At 63.4% G+C, this 21,938-nt stretch carries 18 protein-coding genes and 2 pseudogenes; 9 read left to right on the top strand and 11 right to left on the bottom strand.

Annotated features, from left to right (window positions below; translation table 11 throughout):
- Positions 1-150: 150 nt before the first annotated feature.
- The 7 genes and pseudogenes from ACIGHN_RS18350 to ACIGHN_RS18320 form a co-directional block, all read right to left on the bottom strand.
- On the bottom strand, positions 151-1,752 hold the full coding sequence (locus ACIGHN_RS18350) for a hypothetical protein (protein ID WP_396505465.1): 1,602 nt from the start codon (positions 1,750-1,752) through the stop codon (positions 151-153).
- A gap of 63 nt (positions 1,753-1,815) precedes the next feature.
- On the bottom strand, positions 1,816-2,961 hold the full coding sequence (locus ACIGHN_RS18345) for an RDD family protein (RefSeq protein ID WP_396505464.1): 1,146 nt from the start codon (positions 2,959-2,961) through the stop codon (positions 1,816-1,818).
- Positions 2,962-3,617: 656 nt separating this feature from the next.
- Positions 3,618-4,163, bottom strand: coding sequence for a hypothetical protein (locus tag ACIGHN_RS18340; RefSeq protein WP_396505463.1), 546 nt, complete (start codon positions 4,161-4,163; stop codon positions 3,618-3,620).
- Positions 4,164-4,195: 32 nt separating this feature from the next.
- Entirely contained in the window at positions 4,196-4,927 is a 732-nt protein-coding gene (locus ACIGHN_RS18335; protein ID WP_396505462.1) for a hypothetical protein, read from the bottom strand.
- A gap of 353 nt (positions 4,928-5,280) precedes the next feature.
- Positions 5,281-5,643: a hypothetical protein gene (locus ACIGHN_RS18330; RefSeq protein WP_156370485.1), complete on the bottom strand. Its 363-nt coding sequence runs from the start codon at positions 5,641-5,643 to the stop codon at positions 5,281-5,283.
- A gap of 88 nt (positions 5,644-5,731) precedes the next feature.
- Positions 5,732-6,178 carry a hypothetical protein gene (locus ACIGHN_RS18325; RefSeq protein WP_396505248.1) on the bottom strand — a complete coding sequence of 149 codons (447 nt, stop codon included), beginning with the start codon at positions 6,176-6,178 and terminating at the stop codon, positions 5,732-5,734.
- A gap of 108 nt (positions 6,179-6,286) precedes the next feature.
- Positions 6,287-6,537 (bottom strand): annotated as a pseudogene (locus tag ACIGHN_RS18320) (DNA primase small subunit domain-containing protein).
- 43 nt (positions 6,538-6,580) lie between these two features.
- Here ACIGHN_RS18320 and ACIGHN_RS18315 point away from each other — a divergent pair.
- Positions 6,581-6,739, top strand: a pseudogene (locus tag ACIGHN_RS18315) (DTW domain-containing protein); the annotation flags it as partial.
- 21 nt (positions 6,740-6,760) lie between these two features.
- On the opposite strand, the gene ACIGHN_RS18310 reads toward ACIGHN_RS18315, so the two are convergent.
- Together ACIGHN_RS18310 and ACIGHN_RS18305 are read right to left on the bottom strand one after the other, a co-directional pair.
- Positions 6,761-8,107, bottom strand: a complete 1,347-nt coding sequence (locus ACIGHN_RS18310) for an ankyrin repeat domain-containing protein (protein WP_396505461.1) — start codon at positions 8,105-8,107, stop codon at positions 6,761-6,763.
- 526 nt (positions 8,108-8,633) lie between these two features.
- The gene (locus ACIGHN_RS18305) at positions 8,634-9,701 is read right to left on the bottom strand and encodes a LacI family DNA-binding transcriptional regulator (protein ID WP_396505460.1); all 1,068 of its coding nucleotides are present in this window, start codon (positions 9,699-9,701) and stop codon (positions 8,634-8,636) included.
- 278 nt (positions 9,702-9,979) lie between these two features.
- Between ACIGHN_RS18305 and ACIGHN_RS18300 the strand changes: the two genes are divergently transcribed.
- The 7 genes from ACIGHN_RS18300 (at position 9,980) to ACIGHN_RS18270 (ending at position 16,849) form a co-directional block, all read left to right on the top strand.
- A complete protein-coding gene (locus tag ACIGHN_RS18300) occupies positions 9,980-10,672 on the top strand; it encodes an amino acid ABC transporter permease (RefSeq protein WP_056168940.1) in 693 nt (230 codons plus the stop codon).
- Between the two features lie 205 nt (positions 10,673-10,877).
- Positions 10,878-11,564 carry an amino acid ABC transporter permease gene (locus ACIGHN_RS18295; RefSeq protein WP_396505459.1) on the top strand — a complete coding sequence of 229 codons (687 nt, stop codon included), beginning with the start codon at positions 10,878-10,880 and terminating at the stop codon, positions 11,562-11,564.
- A gap of 14 nt (positions 11,565-11,578) precedes the next feature.
- Complete coding sequence (locus ACIGHN_RS18290) at positions 11,579-12,406, top strand: amino acid ABC transporter ATP-binding protein (protein WP_396505458.1); 828 nt, start codon at positions 11,579-11,581, stop codon at positions 12,404-12,406.
- 54 nt (positions 12,407-12,460) lie between these two features.
- On the top strand, positions 12,461-13,255 hold the full coding sequence (locus ACIGHN_RS18285; RefSeq protein ID WP_396505457.1) for a transporter substrate-binding domain-containing protein: 795 nt from the start codon (positions 12,461-12,463) through the stop codon (positions 13,253-13,255).
- A gap of 145 nt (positions 13,256-13,400) precedes the next feature.
- Complete coding sequence (locus ACIGHN_RS18280; RefSeq protein ID WP_396505456.1) at positions 13,401-13,943, top strand: VOC family protein; 543 nt, start codon at positions 13,401-13,403, stop codon at positions 13,941-13,943.
- Between the two features lie 248 nt (positions 13,944-14,191).
- Positions 14,192-15,469: a ribulose-bisphosphate carboxylase large subunit family protein gene (locus ACIGHN_RS18275; RefSeq protein WP_396505455.1), complete on the top strand. Its 1,278-nt coding sequence runs from the start codon at positions 14,192-14,194 to the stop codon at positions 15,467-15,469.
- Positions 15,470-15,472: 3 nt separating this feature from the next.
- Complete coding sequence (locus ACIGHN_RS18270) at positions 15,473-16,849, top strand: four-carbon acid sugar kinase family protein (RefSeq protein WP_396505454.1); 1,377 nt, start codon at positions 15,473-15,475, stop codon at positions 16,847-16,849.
- 331 nt (positions 16,850-17,180) lie between these two features.
- Here the strand turns inward: ACIGHN_RS18270 and ACIGHN_RS18265 are convergent, their stop codons facing one another.
- A complete protein-coding gene (locus ACIGHN_RS18265) occupies positions 17,181-18,602 on the bottom strand; it encodes an aspartate kinase (protein ID WP_056421489.1) in 1,422 nt (473 codons plus the stop codon).
- Between the two features lie 323 nt (positions 18,603-18,925).
- On the opposite strand from ACIGHN_RS18265, the gene ACIGHN_RS18260 reads away from it, so the two are divergent.
- Entirely contained in the window at positions 18,926-19,933 is a 1,008-nt protein-coding gene (locus ACIGHN_RS18260; protein ID WP_396505453.1) for a hypothetical protein, read from the top strand.
- Positions 19,934-20,058: 125 nt separating this feature from the next.
- Here the strand turns inward: ACIGHN_RS18260 and lpdA are convergent, their stop codons facing one another.
- On the bottom strand, positions 20,059-21,924 hold the full coding sequence (gene lpdA / locus ACIGHN_RS18255; RefSeq protein WP_396505452.1) for a dihydrolipoyl dehydrogenase: 1,866 nt from the start codon (positions 21,922-21,924) through the stop codon (positions 20,059-20,061).
- Positions 21,925-21,938 lie beyond the last annotated feature (14 nt).

The following is a 21,938-nucleotide window of genomic DNA, read 5'->3' as shown; positions in this document are numbered from 1 at the left end:
GCCATAGCCATAGCCATAGCCATAGCCATAGCCATAGCCATAGCCGTAACCGTAACCGTAGCCATAGCCGTAGCTATTGCGAGTATTTGCAACGCCGCAGGCCGCCCGAGACCGCAGATGCACACGGCGCGATGATTCGTGAGAGGGTCCCTAGGCGAACAGCTTTCCCGCCCAGTTCTTGATGCTGGCGCCCAGGCCGATGCGCTCGCGGGCCGACGCGTACATATCCGGGCTCAGCGCCTTCAGGCGTTGCAGCAACTGCTTGGCAGCGCCTCGGTCCTGCGGCGTGCCCCGACCGAACCACAGGCAACCAATCCAGTCGCGCATGGCATAGACGTTGTCTCCATCGGCCGCGATCTCCAGGTGGTAGGCGGCGCTTTCCAGGTCTTGCGCAATGCCGTCGCCGGTGAGCAGCGCCTTGCCCAGGCGCTCGTGGGATGACAGATGACCCAGCGCAGCCGACCGTGCCCAGTACTGCATGGCCAAAGCCTTGTTCAGGGGCTGACCTTCTTCGCCGTCGAAGTGCGCGATGCCCAGGTTGAACATGGCACCGCTGTGTCCCCATCGAGCGGCTTCGCGCCACCAGTCGTACGCGCGCAACTTGGCGGCGTCGTCGCCGCGCTGAAAGAACTCGATGGCACCCATCACGAACATGGTTCTGGGCGAAAACTGCTGCATGCCGTAGGAGGCCACCCGCCCCAGTTGCTCTTCGATCGCGGGGCGCTGGTCGGCGCGTGCGGTCTTGAGCTGGTCGCTCAGCCAATTCGCCACGGAGCCCGCCGCGCTGCCACTGCCCCACAGCATGGCCTCTTCAAAATACGCCATGGCGACGTCTTGTTGGCCCAGCGCTTCGTAATAGTCGCCCAGCCGGTCGAACCGGTCCGCCACCGGCGTGATGCGCACGGCGCGCAGCAGGTGGTCCACGGCCAGCTGCATCTGGTCCTGGTAACGGTATTGGCTGGCCAGTTGGGAATGCGCTGCGTCGAAGTCGGGCGCTTCGTGCAGGATGCCGTTGAGCAAGGCGATGGCGCGGTCCGAATCACCGTTGCACTCCTCGACGTCTGCCAGTTCTGACCGGTGGGTGGCATGCACACGTTTGCGCTCCTCGTCAGGCCACGATGCACTCCACTGCTGCGCGGAGCGGAACAACGCGTCGACCTCTGCCAGCGACCCGCCCCACTTGGGGTTCAGCGCCCACATCAAGCGGCCATACAGCGCCGGGCTGTGCGGCAAGTGGGGCTGGGCCAGCGCGATGTAGTCATGGTCAGGATCATCGCTGCCCGCACGCGCCATCGTGATCCCGACCGCGATGGCCAGCGTGGGCCGCGTGGCCGCCGCCAGGGCGCGGTGCAGGTACGGAAACGCCGCATCGAAATGCTGCTGCATCACCGCAAATTGCTTTTCGCTGGTGGCATCGACCGTGCAAGTACCGCGCGCTTGCCAAGCCACGGCGCAGTGCAATTGCGCCGCGAACAGCAGTGCCGCAAAGCTGTCGGGGTACGCCTGCACCCACGCCTGGGCGGGCTCGATCAGGTCGGCCCGCTGCAGGCCCATGTGGGACCACGCGCGCGACAGCCCCAGGTCAGACAACGCACCCGACTCAAAGGCCACCCAGCTGGGCGCCAGCAGCGCCTGGAGCGCGTCGAACTGCCGGGTCTTGAGCAGGTCCATCACCTTCAAGGCAAATTGCCGTTGGGGGTGGTGGAGAACGGCAGGGTCGAGAAGGTGTTGGTGCTGGGACAAAGCAGTCATCATCATCGTCAGTATTGTCTGGGTGCGATCGGTGCCGCGCTGAAGTGGCGGCCACCAACCAATCTAAGGGGTGGTGGGCGCCGTGCTCAGCGTGGCCTTGCAGCCGGTGGGTAGCTGGGACCGCTCGATGTCAGGGCTGCCGCAGGTCCATTTTTTGATGGCCTTGTTGCTGAAGTTGTACTCCGGCGTAAGCACGATGTGTTTGCCCGCCACCGGCCCGCTCTTGATCTGCAGCGTGACGGGCCCACGGGGCTGCGTATGAATGCTGGTGAACACGGTACCCATCTCAGCCTCCAGCGCTGCCAAGGCTGGGTCGCTCCAGTCGAGCTCCAGGCTTTGGCCTTGTTCAAATTGCTGGCTGAGCAGGTGCGTGAGCTTTTTGGTGGCGGCCTTGGCGTCTGACACGGCGGACATCGTGGGGTCCTGAGACTCCCGGTACAGAGACCACACCGCCGGTACAAACAGCCACAGCAACGCACCCGCAATGCACCACGCCAGCAGGTTCTTGAACGTATCGAACGCCCTGGACGCCCGCGTGACTTGCTGCCTGGCGTTCTTCACATCGGCCCGCAGCGGGGCCTGTGGCGCTGCGCCGGCCTGCACGCCCTGGGCCTGCGCGATCAACGCTTCATGAAACAGATCCGGCGCGGCGCGGGCCGCACGGGCACCGGCAGGCAAGCGCTCGATGACCGTGGTGCCTGCCCACACATCGTGAAGGTGCCGCCCGCCGGTCAGCCATGGCTCGATCAGCTTCCACACAATGGGCATGGCGATGTGCAGGACGTACTTGATGAAGTGCCGCCAGATGCTGATGGCGAGCGACGGCTTTTCACCACGTGTCGTCACCACCTGAATCTTCAGGCACCGCTTGCCCAGCGAACCAGGTCCTGCGTCGAGCAATGCTGGCAGAAAAAACAGCACCACGGCGCCCAGCAGCTTGGGCCAGATGGACCAGGACATGTCCCACACCACCACCAGCCACACCGCGACTGAGACAAGCATCTGGAGGCCATCGATCACCGTGGCGACGGTGCGGCTCAGGTCGGTGGCCAGGAGGACGGCGACCGGTGTGGCCGCTGCGGCGGGGGTTGGCTGCTGCGGGAAGGCTGTAGTGAAGTCAGGCTCACCGCCGCTGACCAGTGGGGCGCGGCACATCACGCATTGGGTTGCTTCGCCGGGGTTGTGCCACTGGCATGTTGGACATTTCATGGGGAGGGAAAGGCAGGGAAACGGGGGCGCAGAGAGATTGAGTGCCAACACTTCCCGGCTCTTGGGTTATCAGCACATCGCTTCTAGGCTGGAATGAGAGATTTTCCCATCATGCCGCCGTACGAAAAGGGGCGAGGATGGTTTTGTCTACGCATCAGCAGTACATCCGTAGTACCTAGAAATCGCTCAGCAGCGTCAGGAGGTCCAGAGCCCGCACATGTACTCCTACAGCCGGCGAGACAGCAGAATCCTTCATCTCGTCAGCCACCGCCGTATCCTTTGAGCCAGCTTGCTACCGGCCGGGCAGAACGCTGTGCCCAGTAGTGCGATCACTCGGAACTACCGCTTTTTGCGCCCGCGACTGGGTGGCGCGCTGGCTGAACTTGTAGGGACGCAAAGCTTCGCAAGGAGGCACGGTGAAAAAATAACAAAAACGCTCTAGCGCTGATCAATAAAGCGGCAATAGCTACAAATACAGTAGCAACTACGAAACGCTATTTCCGCTCTGGAGCTGCTGGAGTCATTCGCTCTTCCGCGTCGAACGCGTACTATCGGCCAAGAGCGGTTGCTGATGGAATCAATCAGCAGACATTCGACACCTCAGTTAAGCCGCGCCGCGACGCGGCGTCGGCTTGAACGATTTGTTAGGCCTCCAGCTACTTAGCCTGGATGACCCCGTTGCAGGCATAGAGACAGTTGCGAAGTGTGCTCTCGACCCTTTCAAAAAACGCATCATCTAGTGCCAGCTCTTGGTGGCCACCGCTGTAGTACTGCAGCACATATCCTGCGTTGTGCTCGTGCAGTACCTTGCCGTGAGCGAAAGCGTTGCGCCACTCCATGACCTTGTTAAGGCCGGCCTTTAGCTCTTTGATGCCACTCGAGTCGAGAGCCTCGGTGCTTTCGAGGAGTCTCGTGAACACTCGGCGCTTAAAGGCATAAGAGAAATCAGATGTTCCCATGATTTCCTCCGCAAAGAACTCTCGCGCTCTGCGGGTCTCGGCGGCATTGCCGAAAAGCAATTTGCTCACCGCTTCGATCATCCGGTCCTCGAGCATCACGGCGGCCATGATGAGTTCAGAGCCGTTCTTCTCGATCGTTGCCAGCTCATCGCCTCCAGCTTCGCCAGATGAGCTGCTTTTGGGGCTGCTGCCATCCAAATGAAATCGGACGGTCAGCTCTTTCGGGAAGCGAAGTTCTTTCACTGGAGACCTAACGTTTGAGTTCAGCGGCGCCGTCAGGCGTCCGCTGGAACGACGGGTTGGGCGTCCGCTTGCCATGACTTTCCAAGTGCGCTCGCGACCTGCCAAAAGAGGCGGTCCTTAGAGAATCGGTCCAGCGCTCTCGTTCCAGTAAGCATTCCAGAGAAAAAGACTGGAACTTGAGAATCCCGATCCTTGTGATAGCCGAGGTTTGAATCAAAGGCAGGCTGACGCATCTTGAGGTAGACCTGAGAAGCAAGAGCGTTGACGACCACTACAGCAGACGGCTTGGCGAGCGCCAAGAGTTCTTCAAATAGCTGGAACTGCTGCTTACCAAACTCCGTCAATTCGATTCCACCTCCATTGACTATAGCCAAGGTACGCATTTTCGCTTGCTCCGTTTCGCGATACGCAAAGATGTCGAAGTGCTCCCAAGTGGTATTCAGTGCCTTTGCCAGCGCACGGTGTGGCGCAAAGAATGGGTAATGCTCGTGAGCCAGAGCCTCAAGCTTGTGCGCAAGACCTACGTCAAAGTCATGTGAGCTTGGCCACTGAAAAAAGGCATGTGGATCAAGCTCTGGTGTAGTGGAGCGGCGGATAAGACTTTTCCACCCTTTGCTCGAAAAGGAAGGATTCAAGCCGACAAACACAAGCGAGCCGGCCTGCGGCTCCGCGTATTGCATTGGCGCATAGACCTTGCCCGATTCTGGAAAAGACTGCTTCCAGAGTGCCGCGAGATCTGCATTGACATTTTCAACGGTACGCATAGTCGAATCTTGCTGCTGACGCCCAACGCGATGTAGACCGCACCAAGCCGCAGGCCATATCTGGTGCCTCCGGTCTAAATCGGCACGCGAAAAGCGCCGCAAGGGGCTTGTAGGCTAGCTGCGCGGCACGTTTTCTGTATACAAATACAGTCCTAAATTTGACCATGAAACCCGCCGCCCCTCCAGCGTTGCGCGCCACACGTTTGCTGGATCAAGTCCGTGAGCGAATTCGTTACAAACACAATAGCCTGCGCACGGGGCTGGGCCACGCCATGGCGCTAGTCATCGTCAGATGACGGCTTTGTAGCGGTGAACTGGCCGACTGCTCCGGGCCCAAAGCGGTCCTTTGAAGGCTAGTCAGAGCGTAGAGCCAAGCCTGACACTTTGACCGCCACTGACCGGTTTCTGGGATTGACCCGAGCTGTGGCGAACACGACCGGTGGACACGATTCTGTCAACCCGAACAGTTGGAAAACATACTCGCCACCCTCAATCTGGACAGTCAAGTCCAGCGGTACCTCGGGCGCAATAGGTTGGTAATCCTCCAACGCTTTTCTAGTCGCAAGCCGAGCAATCTCGCGCATCTCAGCCACTTCTAAATCTCGCGCCTTCACTGCTTGCAGAAATTCTCGTGCCGGCAAATGCTCAAGGCCAGCCCACTCCGGATGGGACAGGAGCATCCCCCGTTCCGGTCCTTCTGTGTTGTCTGTTTTCATGCTTAACCGTCGCCTCCAAAGATGTCTGCTCCTGGCGGAATTCAGCCCCACAGCGAAGGACGCTAGCGGGCCCGAAGCCGACTTCGCCTCACGAAAATGGGAAGGCGCCTCCTGTGGAAAACGAGGGGCAAACTTCGGACTGACCTCTACAGAAGGCCAGCACCTGTTTCAGTTGCTCGGCAACTAGCACCGGGTCGGAAATCAAGGTCACCGGATACTGGTCGGCATCGACTTCGCACCAAATGTTCCGGCTTCGAGCTGCGTCGCAAATCGCAGATAGCGCATCGGCAAAATCACTCGCGGTCGGCCATGGATATGTGCGATGCGGGTCCAATCGGGGAACCAACGAAAGTTGCAACTTGCTTGCGTTGGATGGCGGCTCCACGAGGCCCAGCAACATGCCATCAAAGAAGCAAAGTTCCTCGTTCGATTCGCCCCATTCAGTTCGAAAGAAGCTTCGCAACAGTCCAGGCGTATCCACATCTACGGTCAAAACGAAGATGTCGGGGGTACGTATGAATGGAAACTCTTGCATTGCCGTATGCCTGCTTGTGGCCGGATTCTGCCTCACGCACCGGGGCGCCGAGCGCCCAAATTGTCTGTAAACCTCGCTCCAAAGCGGACAGTCGCCAGATTTGCGCTGTTATACGTCGCCGTCTGTCGTGAGCTTAGAAATCGCTGTCAGAGGTACCACCACATGCACCCCCTTGCCACCGCTGGTCTTAAGCCAGCTCGCAAGCCCCAGTTCTGTGAGCATTACGCGCGTGAGCTCCGCCGCCTCCTGCAGCATCTTCCACGACACGCCTTCCCCGGGTCCTGATCCAAGATGAAACGGTCTGGCTGGTTGACCTTGGTCGTATAGCCATTCTGGGCGTGGAACTCAATCACGTTCATTTGACCCGCAGAGATCAGCGGCTCAGCAGTATGGACCACCACGCTGCGCTTGGCCGTGATCGACGGCACCTGGCGCAAGAGCCGCAAGATGCTCTACGCCAACCCCGCGCTGCGGTCCCTGCCCGCCTCGCACTACCGCATCCGCAAGGCCCATGCAGGCCACCAGCTCTCCACGCTGGAAGCCATCTGCGCAGCCCTGGCACTGCCTGAGGCGTCAGCCGCCCTATGCTTCGTCTGCTGCCAGATCGGCAGGCGTTCTGCCGGCGGCATTGCGGGCGTTGTCATCGGCGCCATGCTGGCGCAGCAGTTCGACGACCTGCGCGTTCTCTTCACCCGCAAACCACATCGCGTCGGTGTCGCCTGCTATCCACGTTTGGCCGCTGCAGTAATGCAGGGCCGTGTTCCCATACACGTCCACCGCGTGCACATCGGCACCAGCCGACAACAGGTAGCCCATCACCGCCAGGTCGTCGGTCAGCGCTGCAGCCATCAGGGGGGTGCCCTGGCGGCGCACGCGGCCTTGCATCGACCACATCGACAGGTTCGTGCGGGCGTTCACATCACCGTGCAGATGCTCCACAAGGTACTTCACCATCTCCAACTTGTGGGGCCTGTCGCTAGAGGAGGTACAGGCGACCAAAACCAGGTTCGGCGCGGCAAGATGGGCATGGCGGTCGGCCAGAGTGCGTACCACATCGATGGCAAGGCCTTCGACCGCAGCCGCAAAGGTGCCTGCGTTGACCTGCGCGCCATGTGACAGCAGCAGATCGATGAACTCGGCGCTCCCTGACGCAGCCGCATAGCCCATGGCGTCGCTACCATCTCTGGCACGGGCGGCCACGTCCGGGTGACGGCGCAACACGGCTTGCAGGTTGAACATGTGCATCGCAAGCTCTTCTTCGGCCTCAGCCAAGTCTTGTGCCCGCTCCTGTGCGCGGTCTTCCGCGCTGCGTTCCCCATCCTCGTCATCTTCCTCGCTATCGTCTTCCTGGGTAGCGTAGAAATGGTTCTCGATCGCCCAGCGGTAGCTTTCGCACGCCGTGATGAGCGGAGTGCAGCCGTCCGAATCACGAAAATCCACGGTGCCTTCGCTTGCGATCAGGGCATCAAGCTCTTCTTCGTTCAGCCGCTCCCGCTTCATTTGCGACATGAAACGATCGAACTTGTACCGCTCTTCTTCGTCTTCTTGGTCTTCTTGGTCTTCTTGGTCTTCTTGGTCTTCTTGGTCTTCTTGGTCTTCTTGGTCTTCTTGGTCTTCTTGGTCTTCTTGGTCTTCCGCGCCGTGCGGTGCCGTACCCACCTCCTCGACGAACTCCTCGATCAGACTCCAGATGCCGTGCGTCTGGTCGCGCTCATCGTTCGACAGCGCCACGAACAACAGGTCTTCACCGTCTAGTTCACACTCCGTTCCCAGCAGCTCGAACGCCCGAGCCAGATAGTGCGTGCTAGCGAACTCCCCGGGGTTCTGGAGATAGCCAGATGTGATCAGGTGTCCGGGAATCCCGCGCTGCAATTGCTTCAGAGCGATGTCCTGATTGGACTGGCGGATACGGTAACGTGCGTTTGGCATGAGGTCCTTGTGTTGTAGGGGACAGGGGGCGAAGAAGCTGCGCCCGATGATAGGGGCGGCTGGGCTCCCCTCACTGGACAGTTTGTCGAGTGGCTCGCTTAGGGGAGTTCCCCATAGACCAGCGAGCGCCGTGCATCTGTTGCGCTACAGGGTGCGCACAGCCCTGCTGTCGGACGCATGACCCATGCACGCTCTCCGCACCGCGCGCCACACGCTGCAAAGCCGCCGCAGATCACTCTGCAGCGGCTTATGGTCTGGGGGGGCCTTTTGCTTTGCCGAGCGAGTGTCCTGCTCTGAGAACTCTTTCTGAGGGGGCGCCTGAACCGTGCGTATGACTGCTCACTAGCGAGTTCGCATCCGATTAGCGAGCGACTGCTTCTGGCCGATAGTACTCATTCGCCATCGGGCGCTGTAGGTCCGTAACCATCCTTGAGCGGTCAATGAGCCCGCTCAGCCTAGGTATCCCAATACAGAGCACGCATTCGCCCGCCTGTAGGCCTGCCTCCAACGCGGCGCAGCACCACCCCTACGGCAAGTTCTCCCGAAAAATCACCTGACTCCGCGTCGTCTCCACCCCACTCGTCGGCTCCCTTCCATCCCGCAGATTCGCAAAAATCCGCACGCAGTTCATCACCGCCCCCTGCGGGTTCTGCGTGATCACCGCGTCCATCGTCCCGTCGATCAGTAGCGCCCGCGTATCCGGCGTGAGGCCGTGGCCTATGAACACGATCTTGCGGTCCGCGCCCGCCTCTTTCAGCGCCCGGCCGATGCCTTCGGCCCCGCCGCCGATGTTGTAGATGCCCGCCAGGTCGTCGTGCTGCTCCAGCAGCGCGCGGGCCTGGCGGTAGTTGCGTTCGGCGTCGTCCTGGCCTTCGCGCACGCCCACCACCTGCACCAGGGGGAACTGCTCTTCAAACAGGTGCAAAAAACCCGCCTCGCGTTCCTCGTGGGCGCGGTAGCGCAGTGATCCCACAATCATCGCCACGTGCGCCTTGCGGCTGTGGGCCAGGGGGCCCATGAAGCGGGCGATCAGGTAGGCGGCGGTGCGGCCTGCGGCGCGGTTGTCCAGGCCCACGTAGGCCACGCGGCGCGAGTTGGACAAGTCCGATATCAGCGTGACCGTGGGCACGCCCTGCTCTGCCAGCTGGGCCACGGCCTCGCGCACCACGGGGTGCTCCAGCGCCATGAAGGCGATGCCGTCGCAGCCCTTGCCGTAGTGCAGCAGCGCTTTGGCCAGCGCGTCGGGGTTGAAGCTTTCGATGTACGCCGCCTGGCAGCGCACGTTGAACGGTGCCCAGTGGTCCTGCGCGTAGCCGATCACGTCGCCCAGCATTTGCAGAAAGCGGTTGCTGCCCTCGGGGATCAGCACCATCAAGCGCAGGGGCTGCGGCTGCAGTGCTGCGTGCAGCTCGGCCTGCGGCAGGTAGCCCAGGGTGGCAGCGGCCTGCAGCACCCGCTGCGCGGTGGCGTTGCGCACGCCCGAGCGCTGGTTCAGCACCCTGTCGACCGTGGCGGTGGAGACGCCGGACAGCTTTGCGATGTCGGGGATGCGCGGGCTGCGCTGGTTGATGGGGTTGGGCGGGGTTTGGGCCATGTGCGATTCAATCAAAAACCATCATCCAGCTTGCTGGTATTTGATGGATTCTGCGGATACTATCACTCGGCGTTCGATGCTCAAAGGCATCAGAAACCATCAGTACAAACCCTAGGTTGTGACGGCTGGCACGCGTGCCAGGCCGATCACGCAGGAGACAAAGACATGCCTGGTATTTCCGCTCACGCTCACGTTCGCCTGCGCCCACAGGGCAAGCCGCCAGCTTTTGGCCGCCGCGCCAGCACACTCGCTGACTGACGCGCACGGCTGCCCCGCTCATGACCTACGAGTTCGACTTTGCCAGCGTGCTGGCCAACTGGCCCCAGTTTCTGGAAGGGGCCTGGATGACCATCTTGCTGTCCTTCCCGGCCACCGTGATCGGTTTTGTGGGCGGCACGCTGCTGGCCGTGGGCCGGCGCAGCGACCAGCGCTGGCTGGTCAAGGCCTGCGGTGCCTATGTGGAGGTGCTGCGCAACACGCCGCTGCTGGTGCAGGTGTTTTTGGTGTTCTTTGGCCTGGCCAGCCTGGGCTTCAAGGTGTCGGCGTTTGCTGCGGCGCTGCTGACGCTGGTGATCAACGTGGCGGCCTATACCTGCGAAATCATGCGGGCGGGCATGGATTCGATCCACAAGGGCCAGATCGAGGCGGCCGAGTGCCTGGGCCTGACGCGCCGGCAGGTGTATTGGCACGTGGTGCTGCGCCCGGCGATGGAGAAGGTGTACCCCGCGCTCACCAGCCAGTTCGTGTTGCTGATGCTGGCCTCGTCCATCACCTCGCAGATCTCGGTGGAGGAACTCACCGCCGTCGCGGCGCGGGTGCAGTCCGAGACCTTTCGCCCGTTCGAGGCTTACATCCTGGTGGCGGTGGCGTACCTGGCGCTGTCGCTGCTGATGCGGCTGGGGCTGTGGGTGTTCGGGCAGATTGTGTTCACGCGCAAGCGCAGGCTCGGCGCCTCTGGGGGCATGCGATGAGCAGGCCACTGACGCCGGGTTCGTCCGGCCGTCATCCGTTCACGGTGGGCTTGCCCAGGCGCTGCGTGAGGCTTCGACAAGCTCAGCCTGAACGGGTGTTTGTGGTTCGAGCCTGTCCGCTCAGTTGCCAGCTCGGTAACGACGACGACAACAACGACAACGGCTACAGCCAAAACAAAAGCAACAACCCTATGGAGGTGCGCCTGTGATTGATGGCGGACTGAACTCTTATCACCTGCAGTACCTGCTGTGGGGCGCGCTGTGGACCGTCGGCCTGTCGCTGATTGCGTTTGTGGGCGGCGGCGTGGCCGGGGGCGTGATTGCGCTGTGCCGTGTCAGCCCGATCAAGGCGGTGCGCTGGGCGACCATTGCGTGGATTCAGATCATCCAGGGCACGCCGCTGCTGGTGGTGCTGTTCCTGTGCTACTTCGGCCTGTCCATTGCGGGCCTGGAGCTGCCCGCCATCGTGGCGGCCAGCATTGCGATGATTGTTTACGTCAGCGCGTATCTGGGCGAGATCTGGCGCGGGTGCATCGAGTCGGTGCCGCGCACGCAGTGGGAGGCGGCCGAGTGCCTGGCCCTGTCGCGCACCCAACGCATGCGGCTGGTGGTGCTGCCGCAGGCCGTGCGCATTGCCACGCCGCCCACGGTGGGCTTCATGGTGCAGATCGTGAAGAACACTTCGCTGGCGTCCATCGTGGGGTTCATCGAGCTGGTGCGTGCCGGGCAGCTCATCAACAACTCGATCTTTCAGCCCTTTACCGTGTACCTGTTGATCGCCATCGTCTACTTTGCGATGTGCTACCCGCTGTCGGTCTGGAGCCGCAAGCTGGAGCAGCGCCAGCAGTTTGGAAACCGTGGCCCAGCCACTGTGCCTGTGACCACCGCATGAAACGAGACGACACCATGAACCTGGCCCAAGACGCTGCCATGCAAGCTTCTGCGCAAGCTGCGCTGTCTGCACAACCACCGCTTCAACAACAGTCACAACCACAGTCACAGTCACAAAAGCCCGTGGTGGAACTGAAAGACGTCCACAAAAGTTTTGGCAGCAACCAGGTGCTCAAGGGCGTGTCGTTTGCCATTCCCCGGGGCCAGGTGGTGGCCATCATCGGCAAGAGCGGCTCGGGCAAGAGCACGGCGCTGCGCTGCATCGACCGGCTGGAGATCATCGACAGCGGCACGATCAACGTCTGCGGCCACGCGGTGCACGACCCGGCCATCGACCTGCGCCAGTTGCGCCAGGACGTGGGCATCGTGTTCCAGAGCTACAACCTGTTTCCGCACCTGACGGTGGAGCAGAACATCACGCTGGCCCCCAAGGCCGTGAAGAACATGCCCACGGCCAAGGCGCGCGCGATTGCCGCCCGCACGCTGCAGCAGGTGGGCCTGGCGGACAAGGCGCAGGCGTACCCCGAGCAGCTCTCGGGCGGGCAGCAGCAGCGCGTGGCCATTGCCCGGTCGCTGGCGATGGAGCCGCAGGTGATGCTGTTCGACGAGGTGACCTCTGCCCTCGACCCGCAACTCACCGGCGAGGTGCTGCGCGTGATCGAGGCCCTGGCCCAGGGCGGCATGACCATGGTGCTGGTCACCCACGAGATGGAGTTTGCCGCCCGCGTGGCCGACACCATCATCTACATGCACGAAGGCAAGGTGTGGGAGACCGGCCCGGGCGCGATGCTCAAGAACCCGCAGACCGCCGAGCTGCGCGATTTTCTGTCCCATGGGCTGTGACTGAGGCCCTGCCCTTTTCGATTTCCTATCCAAAAACCACCAGGAGACAACACCATGACCACTTCCCTCATCCTCCGCCGCACCCTGCTGGCCATCAGCGCCGCCGCCCTGTGCGTGCCCGCCATGGCCGAACTGGCCGACATCAAGTCCGCCGGCAAGCTGCGTGTGGGCATCGACTTTGGTGCGCCGTTCTATGGCTACGTGGACGACAAGATGAAGCCCGTGGGCTCGGACGTGGAAGCGGCCGAGCTGCTGGCCAAGGACCTGGGCCTGACGCTGGAGATCGTGAACACGACCAACTCGTCGCGCATCCCCAACCTGCTGTCCAACAAGGTGGACCTGATCATCTCGTCGCTGTCGATCACGCCCGAGCGCCAGAAGGCGGTGGACTTCTCCATTCCGTACGGCGCCATCCAGGCGGCCGTGGGCGCGCCCAAGGGCCTCAAGCTCACCAGCATCGAAGACCTGGCCGGCAAGACCGTGGCCGTGACGCGTGGTGGCCCGCAAGACAAGATCGTGACCGAGCGCGCACCGCAGGCCAAGGTGGTGCGGTTCGACGACGAGTCCGCCTCCATCACCGCAGCCGCCACCGGGCAGGCCGACATCGTGGCCATCACGCCGCCGATCATTGCGGCCATCGCCAAGAAGAACCCCTCGCGCGACTTCGAGACCAAGTTCATCCTGCAGTCGTACCAGCTGGGCGTGGCCATGCGCAAGGGCCAGCCCGAGCTGATGGCCGCCGTCAACGGCTGGATCAAGACCAACCTGGCCAACGGCAAGCTCAACGACATCCACCTGAAGTACGCGGGCGTGCCGATCCCCAAAGAAATCATCGACGGCGCGAAGTAAGCAAGCAAGCAGCCGACAAGACCAGCCAAGCCAAGCCTGCGACGGGGCGGCACGTAATGGGCGGTGGGTAAAGCCACCCCGCCCGGCAGCGCCCTGCCCCGACCTGGCTCGACCCGATCCGACCGTTACCACCAAAGGAAATTTTATGAGTCGTCATTTCGGCGCCATCCGCCAACTTGGCTATGTGGTCCACGACATCGAAGCCGCCATGGACTACTGGAGCAAGACCCTGGGCGTGGGCCCCTGGTTCTACAACCCCAAGGTTCCGATCAAGAACTACGTGTACCAGGGCGAGTCGTACGAGCCGCACAACTCGGTGGCGCTGGCCAACTCGGGCTACGTGCAGGTCGAGCTGATCCAGACGCGCAACGACGTGCCGTCGATGTACCGCGACTTTCTGCGGGCCGGGCGCACCGGGCTGCAGCACGTGGCGTACTGGACCAGCGACTACGACGCCGACCTGGCGCGCCTGACGGCCCAGGGCTTCAAGACGGTGATGAGTGGCGAGGTGGGCGAAAAAGGCCGCTTCGTCTACTTCGACACCGAGTACCACCCGGGCACCGTGATCGAGCTGTCAGAGGTGGCCGGCCCCAAGGGGCGCATGTTCGACCTGATCCGTGCGGAGTCGGAAACATGGGATGGCGTGACGGACCCGGTGCGGCCTTTTCCTGATCTGTCGAAGATTTGATTTTTAAGGGCCATCCATCTCTACCCCAACCGTTCGGGCTGAGCCTGTCGAAGCCTGTGCGCATGAGCCAAGTCCGCCTCACCGTTCAGGCTGAGCTTGTCGATGCTTCTGCGCGCACGGCAAGCCCTCCGTCAGGCTCACTGCGACCGGGAGTAACGCGTTGAGTGTGTGCGATTTTCAAGCCAAATAGGCCTCTACCGCTTGATCTGTAAGCGCTAGCAGCTATCAAAACAGTAGTAAACCGACTTATGTCCCCAGACCGCTTTGAAGCCACCTACCTGATCGAGACCCCGCTAGACCCCGCGCACGTGGCCGAAGTGCTGGCGGGCGAGCAGTCGTGCGGCACCTTCACCCGGGTGGAGGGCGAGACCGACGCGCTGCGCGAACGTGCGCGCGCCACGGTCGAGTCGGTCGAGCTGCTGGACGTGGCGCCCGCCCCTTCGCTGCCCAACGGCTGGATGCAGCGGCGTGGCATGTTCGACACGCCGCAGACCTGGCAGCGGGCCCGGCTGCGGGTGAGCTTTCCGTGCGACAACATCGGCCCCAACCTGCCGACGCTGGCCGCCACGGTGTCGGGCAATCTGTACGACCTGGGCGAGGTCACCGGGCTGCGCCTGGAGTCGATGAAGCTGCCCCGCGCCTACCGCGCCCAGTTCGACATGCCCCGCCACGGCATCGCCGGCACCCGCGCGCTGACCGGTGTGCAGGGCCGACCGCTGATCGGCACCATCATCAAACCCAACGTGGGCTTGTCGGCCGAAGAAACCGGCGACCTGGCCGGCCGTCTGTGCGCTGCGGGGGTGGACTTCATCAAGGACGACGAGGTCTGCGCCAACCCGGTTCACGCGCCGCTGGCCGACCGCGTCAAGGCTGTGATGCGCCGGGTTCGCGCCCACCAGGACAAGACCGGCAAGCTGGTGATGGTGGCCTTCAACATCACCGACGAGACCGACGCCATGCGCCGCCACGCCGACCTGATTGCGGCCGAGGGTGGCAGCTGTGTGATGGTGAGCCTGAACTGGTGTGGCTACTCGGCCGTGCAAACCCTGCGCCGCCACAGCCCGCTGGCGCTGCACGGCCACCGCAATGGCTACGGCGCGCTGTCGCGCCACCCGCTGCTGGGCTTTTCATTCAACGCTTGGCAGACGCTGTGGCGCCTGGCGGGCGTGGACCACATGCATGTGCACGGCCTGCAGGGCAAGTTCTCGCAGACCGACGAAGAAGTCATCGAGTCGGCCCACGACACGCTGGCACCGCTGTGCGAAGGCCTGGACGACCGCGTGCTGCCCGCGTTCTCCAACGGCCAGTGGGCCGGCACCGTGCCCGCCACGTGGGACAGCATCCAGTCCAACGACCTGCTGTTCATGTCCGGCGGCGGCATTCTGGCCCACCCGGACGGCCCCGCTGCGGGCGTGGCCAGCCTGCAGCAGGCCTGGGACGCAGTGCAAAAGGGCGAGACCCTGGCACAGCGCGCCACCCAGGCCTCCGAGCTGCGCCGTGCGATCGAATTCTTCGGCAAGAAATAAGCAATGACGACGAGTGCCCCCCTGTACGGCTGGTACGGAGACGATTTCACCGGCGCCACCGACACCCTGGCCGTGCTGGCCCAGGCCGGCCTGCGCTCGATGTTGTTCATGGGCGTGCCCACTGCAGAGGCCCTGGCCGCTGCCGGGCCGCTCGATGCGGTGGGCATCGCGGGCGCCGCGCGCGCCATGCCGCCAGAGGCGATGCGGGCCGAAATGTCGGCTGTCGGCCGCTTCTTCGACAAGCTGGCACCGCCGGTGCTGCACTACAAGGTGTGCTCCACCTTCGACAGCGCCCCGCATGTCGGCAACATCGCTTGCGGCATTCAGACCCTGCACCCGTTCGTGACCAACCGCTGGGTGCCCATCGTGGGCGGGCAACCCAGCCTGGGGCGCTACTGCGCGTTCAGCAACCTGTTCGCTGCGGCGGGCACCGGCGGCGCCGTGCACCGCATAGACCGGCACCCCACCATGCGCCAGCATCCGGTCACGCCCATGGGCGAGGCCGACCTCCGGCTCCATCTGGCGCGCCAGGGGCTGGATGGCATCACCGCCCTGCACTATCCGCTGTACGACACCACCAACGACAACGACAACGACAACGAAACCACCGCCACTTCCACTACCGACGGCCTGAACGCCGCCCTGCAGGCCCTGCTGGCACATGGCGCAGCGTCCCACGCCATGGCGCCCACCTTGCTGGACCTGACCACGCCTGGCCAGTTGGCCACCGTGGGCCGCCTGCTGTGGCAGCAGTCGCAACACGCCCGGTTGCTGGCCGTGGGCTCCAGCGCCGTGGCCCAGGCGCTGGTCGCCCACTGGGGCAAGCCGGCGTCCACGGCCGCTGCACCGCTGGCGCCCGCCGACGGGCCGGTGTTGGCCTGGGCGGGCAGCTTGTCCCCCCTGACCGCGGTGCAGGTGCAGGCCGCCACCACGTACCACCGCATCGCCGTGGACGCCCAGCGGCTGTGCGGCGACACGGCCTACGCGCAGGGCCTGCAGGACGCTATCTGCGCCGGGCTGCAGAGCGGACAGAACGTGCTGGCCTTCACCGGCCCCACGGACGGCGCGCCGCTGGCCGCTGCGGCGTCGTCCACCGACATCGCCCAGGCCAGCGCCCATCTGATCGCCCGCGTGGTGCAAGCCCGCGCAGAACACGGCGCGCCCCTGCGCCGCATCGGCATTGCTGGCGGTGACACGTCCAGCCACGCAGTGCAGGCGCTGCAGTTGTGGGGGCTGTCGTACAAGACCACGGTCTGCCCGGGCGTCACGCTGAGCAGCGCGCACAGCGCAGACCCGTCACGCCACGGGCTGGAGTTGATGCTCAAGGGCGGGCAGATGGGGGGAGCGGATCTGTTCGAAAGGCTGCTCGGCCATGGCTAACGCCAGCAACGCCCACGTACTCTCCAGACCAGCAAACCGTTCACGCTGAGCCTGTCGAAGCGCGGCACAACTCGTCGAACCACCTCCACTGAGCACATCGCAGGGCCCAGCCCAAACCGCCTGGGATCGGCTTGGCGTACCACGAGACTGAACGCAAACCCGTGGGGCGGACACCCTCAAATTTGCCCACACCCGTTCACGTCCACCCAGACGACAAAAAGCCCGCGCAAGGCGGGCTCTCGGTCATCCATCGCAGGCTTCCTGCATCGGCTCTCTGCATCTGCTTTTATGCACCGACATCACGGCAGGCGATACCCCTGCCGCCACGTTGTCACACGCGCGGCACCGGCGCGCCGGAGTTCACGCACAGCGCCAGGTTCAGCGCCTTGACCGCCGTCTTGTAGTCTTCGCGTTCGATCACGAACTGCATGTTCACCTGGCGCAGCGTCTGCGACACGCAGTTGACGTTGACCTCTGCATCGGCCAGCGCCTGCGCCGCCTTGGCCAGCACGCCGGGAATGCTGATGTTGGAGCCGATGGCGCACACGATGGCGCTGGGCTTGATCGTCACGATCTGGTAGTCCCGCTGCAGCTCGGCCACCATGGCGGGCGTGAGCTGGTTGTCCCACACCAGGTGGGCGATCGAGTTGGCGTTGGTTGCCTTCAGGATGTAGCTCACGCCGTGCTTGCAGAACACGTTCATCAGGCCGGCATCGAAGCCCACCGTGCCCACCATGCTGGGGTCGTGGATCTCGATCAGCGTGACCTTGTCGGTGCCGGTGACGATCTCCACGCGGGCGCGCTCGCCCACGAAGTCCTTGGTGATCAGCGTGCCGGGGTGGTCGGGCTCGAAGGTGTTCTTCAGGCGGATCGGAATGCCGGCCAGCTCCATGGGCTTGGCGGCCTTGGGGTGGATGGCCTCCATGCCCACGTCGGCCAGTTGGTCGGCCACGTCGTAGTTGGTGGCGCCGACCACGATGGCGTTTTCCAGGCCGACCAGGTTGGGGTCGGCAGACGAGAGGTGGAATTCCTTGTGGATCACCGCCTCGGCCGGGCGCACTTCCACCGCGATCTTGCTGAACGTGACCTCGGAATAGCCGCGGTCGAACTCGCGCATGATGCCTTCGGTGCCCTTGGTGTAGCCGGTGGCCACGACCACCTTGTCGCTCAGGTTGAGGCCCTTGAAGCTTTGCGCGATGCGCTCGTCGATGGTCCAGGCTTCGTTGTCTTCAAAGCCGGCCAGATCCATCAGGATGGCATTCACGCCGTTGGCCTTGAGGATCTCGACCGAGTTGAAGGCGCTGTGCGACTCGCCGATGGAGGCCAGCACCTCGCGCGCAGCCAGCAGGACGTCGTGGCGGCTCAGGTAACCGCTGGCCAGCACGTGCTGCATGGCGCCCAGGTACTCGCGTGCCTGGCCGATGCGCTGGTCGATGAAGGCATCCGCCACATCGAGCGGCAGGCCGATGTCGGCATAACCTGCGTTGAGCTTTTTCAGGCTGACGGCCAGCTGGGTCAAGGCATCCTGGTAGCCCTTGCCTTCGGCAAACAGCGCATAGATGCCGCGCTCGCCCGTCTTCTTGTGCTCCAGCAGCTGGTTGGTCACGCCCGAGTACGCGGAGACCACGTAGATCCGGCCGTTGATGCGCTTGGGATCGTGCAGCACGATGTGGCGCAGCACATCGCCAAAGGCGGTCATGGAAGTGCCGCCGATCTTTTCGACAGAGATCTTGGAGTTTTGAACGTCTTGCATGGACAGGCTCAAGGGAGCAAACAAGTAAAAAAACCGGGCCGCAGCGCTGCCCGAAAGGCATGCGGCAGCAAACCCGGTATTTTCCACCACTTTTGGCGCGGCACTCTGGCGCGTCCCTGTGTCGGGGCCGCATGTCGGGGCCAGGCACACGCCACAAGGGCTTCGCGGCGATGGAAGGCTGGCGTGCGCCGCGACAGACACCGGCACAAATTGCGAGACCATTTTCGAGGTTCAGTGACATACTTTGCCGGCGCGCGCTTGCCTGAGGCCTTTGCAAGGCATCCACCGCTTTTGTTCATCCACAACAACCGGTACGAAGCACCATGGCACTACCCAATTTGCATGTCCGTTTTGATGGAATCGAGCAGGCGACGCCTGACATGCCCTGTTACGACCCCGCACAGCCGTGGTTTGCCCACGTGACCGTGATCAATGCCAACTACCGCACCGACCTGAGCCCACCGGACGCCTTCCTCGACCCCAAGAGTCCGACGGGGGAAACCGGGCTGTTCTATGTGCGGTTCGAGGTATTTGCCGGGCCGACGCAAGCGGATGGCCCCATGTACGCGGTGGGCCACGACATCGACAAGCTGGGCGGGTATCCGGGCAGCGGGGACTGCATGATCGGCTTCTCGATGCAGCTGCCCAAGAACATCACCAAGGATCAGTTCGGGTCGAAGCACGGTTTCCGGATCACCGCCGACGGTTATGGCGACGTGATCGAGTCGAACGAGAACGACAACGTGGTGTTGTGGGAAAAGGCGCAAGTGCCCCCGTTGGCGCCGAAGTGGAAAGAAGGCGACCCTAGCCCGTTTTCCAACCTGAAGTTCATCGACTTCAAGGCGGTGCCGGGCAGCAAGCGTCAGCTTGACGTTCTGGTCAAGAACCAGGGCACCGAACAATCGCTGCAACTGGAGCTGCGTCTGACCGTGATGGGCCCGCCCTCCCCGGCCAGCCCTCTTGGCACGGCGGCAGAAACCGTCAGCGTCAACTCCACAGCGATTCCCCCCGGCGGCCAGACCTGGGTGCGCTTCAGCGCGCGCAGCGCCTTCGTGCAGCCGCTGGCGGACCTTTCATTGCGCGAGCGCCGGGGCCTGGCACAGGGGGTCAACCGCCGGTTTCGGCAGGTGCAATCGGGAGCGTCGGGCTTTGCGGATATCGGCCCTTTGTCACGGTACCTGGTGGTGGAAAAGAACTTCGATTTTGTGCCGCTCAAGCCCTTCTTCATCGCACTGATGAACTCGGAGCGCAGCGAGAAGGTGGCCTTCGGAGAGAACAAGCCGGTGACCAAACCACCGCGCAAACGCCCTATTGCGATTCCGCACAAGTGACAGGGGCGGTTTGCATCGGGCTCCGGTCCTGATCAGGCTGACAACGGCCCAGCAACCCCTTGGGCAGACGAAAAAAAGCCCAGGCAGCGAACTGCTTGGGCTTTTTTGCGCAATGGCTGATGCGATTACTTCTTCTGCGGCGGCACGTCCGTGCAGCTGCCGTGCGCGATCTCCGCCGCCATACCGATGCTTTCGCCCAGCGTCGGGTGCGGATGGATGGTCTTGCCGATGTCGACTGCGTCCGCGCCCATCTCGATGGCCAAAGCGATCTCGCCGATCATGTCGCCAGCGTGGGTGCCCACGATGCCGCCGCCCAGGATCTTGCCGTGGCCGTGGGCCTCTGGCGAGTCGTCGAACAGCAGCTTGGTCACACCCTCATCGCGGCCGTTGGCGATGGCGCGGCCGGAAGCATTCCACGGGAACAGGCCCTTCTTGACCTTGATGCCTTGCGCCTTGGCCTGGTCTTCGGTCAGGCCCACCCATGCCACTTCGGGGTCGGTGTAGGCCACGCTCGGGATCACGCGGGCGTTGAAGGCGGCGCTGGCCAGTTCCTTGTTGCCTTGCAGTTCACCTGCGATGACTTCGGCTGCCACGTGCGCTTCATGCACCGCCTTGTGCGCCAGCATGGGCTGGCCCACGATGTCGCCGATGGCGAAGATGTGCGGCACGTTGGTGCGCATCTGGATGTCGACGTTGATGAAGCCCCGGTCCGTCACGGCCACGCCGGCCTTGTCGGCGGCGATCTTCTTGCCGTTGGGCGTGCGGCCCACGGCCTGCAGGACCAGGTCGTAGGTCTGCGGCGCGGGCGCGGTGCCGCCCTCTTCCGCTGCGGCGAACGTCACCTCGATGCCTTCAGGCGTGGCCTTGGCCCCCACCGTCTTGGTCTTGAGCATGATGTTGTCGAAGCGCGGCGCGTTCATCTTCTGCCAGATCTTGACGAGGTCGCGGTCGGCGCCCTGCATCAGGCCGTCCATCATCTCGACCACGTCCAGGCGTGCGCCCAGCGTGCTGTACACGGTGCCCATTTCGAGGCCGATGATGCCGCCGCCCAGGATGAGCATGCGCTTGGGGACTTCCTTGAGCGCCAGGGCGCCGGTGGAGTCGACCACGCGTGGATCGTCGGGCATGAAGGGCAGGCGCACGGCCTGGCTGCCGGCGGCGATGATGGCCTTCTTGAAGGCGATGACCTTCTTGGTGCCCGTCTTCTCCTGCGCGGTGCCGCTGGTCTCTTCCACCTCGAGGTGGTTGGCGCCGACGAAGCTGCCGTAGCCGCGCACGGTGGTCACCTTGCGCATCTTGGCCATGGCGGCCAGGCCGCCGGTCAGCTTGCCGATGACCTTGTCCTTGTGGCCGCGCAGCGTGTCGATGTTGACCTGCGGTGCGCCGAAGTCGATGCCGGCCGCCTTGAGGTGGCTGACTTCATCGATCACGGCGGCCACGTGCAGCAGCGCCTTGGAGGGGATGCAGCCCACGTTCAGGCACACGCCGCCCAGGGTGGCGTAGCGCTCGACGATGACGACCTTGAGGCCCAGGTCGGCCGCACGGAAGGCGGCGCTGTAGCCGCCGGGGCCGCCACCGAGCACGACAACGTCGCAGTCCAGGTCGGCCGTGCCGCCGAAGCTGGATGCTTCGATTTTAGGAGCGGCTGGCGCTTGCGCGGCGGGCGCTGGAGCAGCTTTTTGCTCAGGACTTGCGGGTGCAGATGCCGCGGCTGGAGCAGCCGCAGGCGCTGGCGCCGGTGCAGCGGCCGCATCCGACGTTTCGAGCGTGAGCACCACCGAGCCTTCGGCGATCTTCTCGCCGAGCTTGACCTTCAGCTCCTTGACCACACCGGCGTGGCTGGAGGGGATCTCCATGGAGGCCTTGTCGGACTCCACGGTGACCAGGCTCTGCTCGGCCTTGATGGTGTCGCCGGGCTTGACCAGCACTTCGATGATCGCCACTTCGGCGAAGTCGCCGATGTCCGGAACCTTGATATCAATGATTGCCATACCAGGGTCTCCTT

The organism is Acidovorax sp. NPDC077693, from assembly GCF_044542805.1.
Classification (GTDB): domain Bacteria; phylum Pseudomonadota; class Gammaproteobacteria; order Burkholderiales; family Burkholderiaceae_C; genus Acidovorax.
Note: the sequence above shows the minus strand (reverse complement) of the source record. Positions and strands in the feature narration are given on the sequence as shown.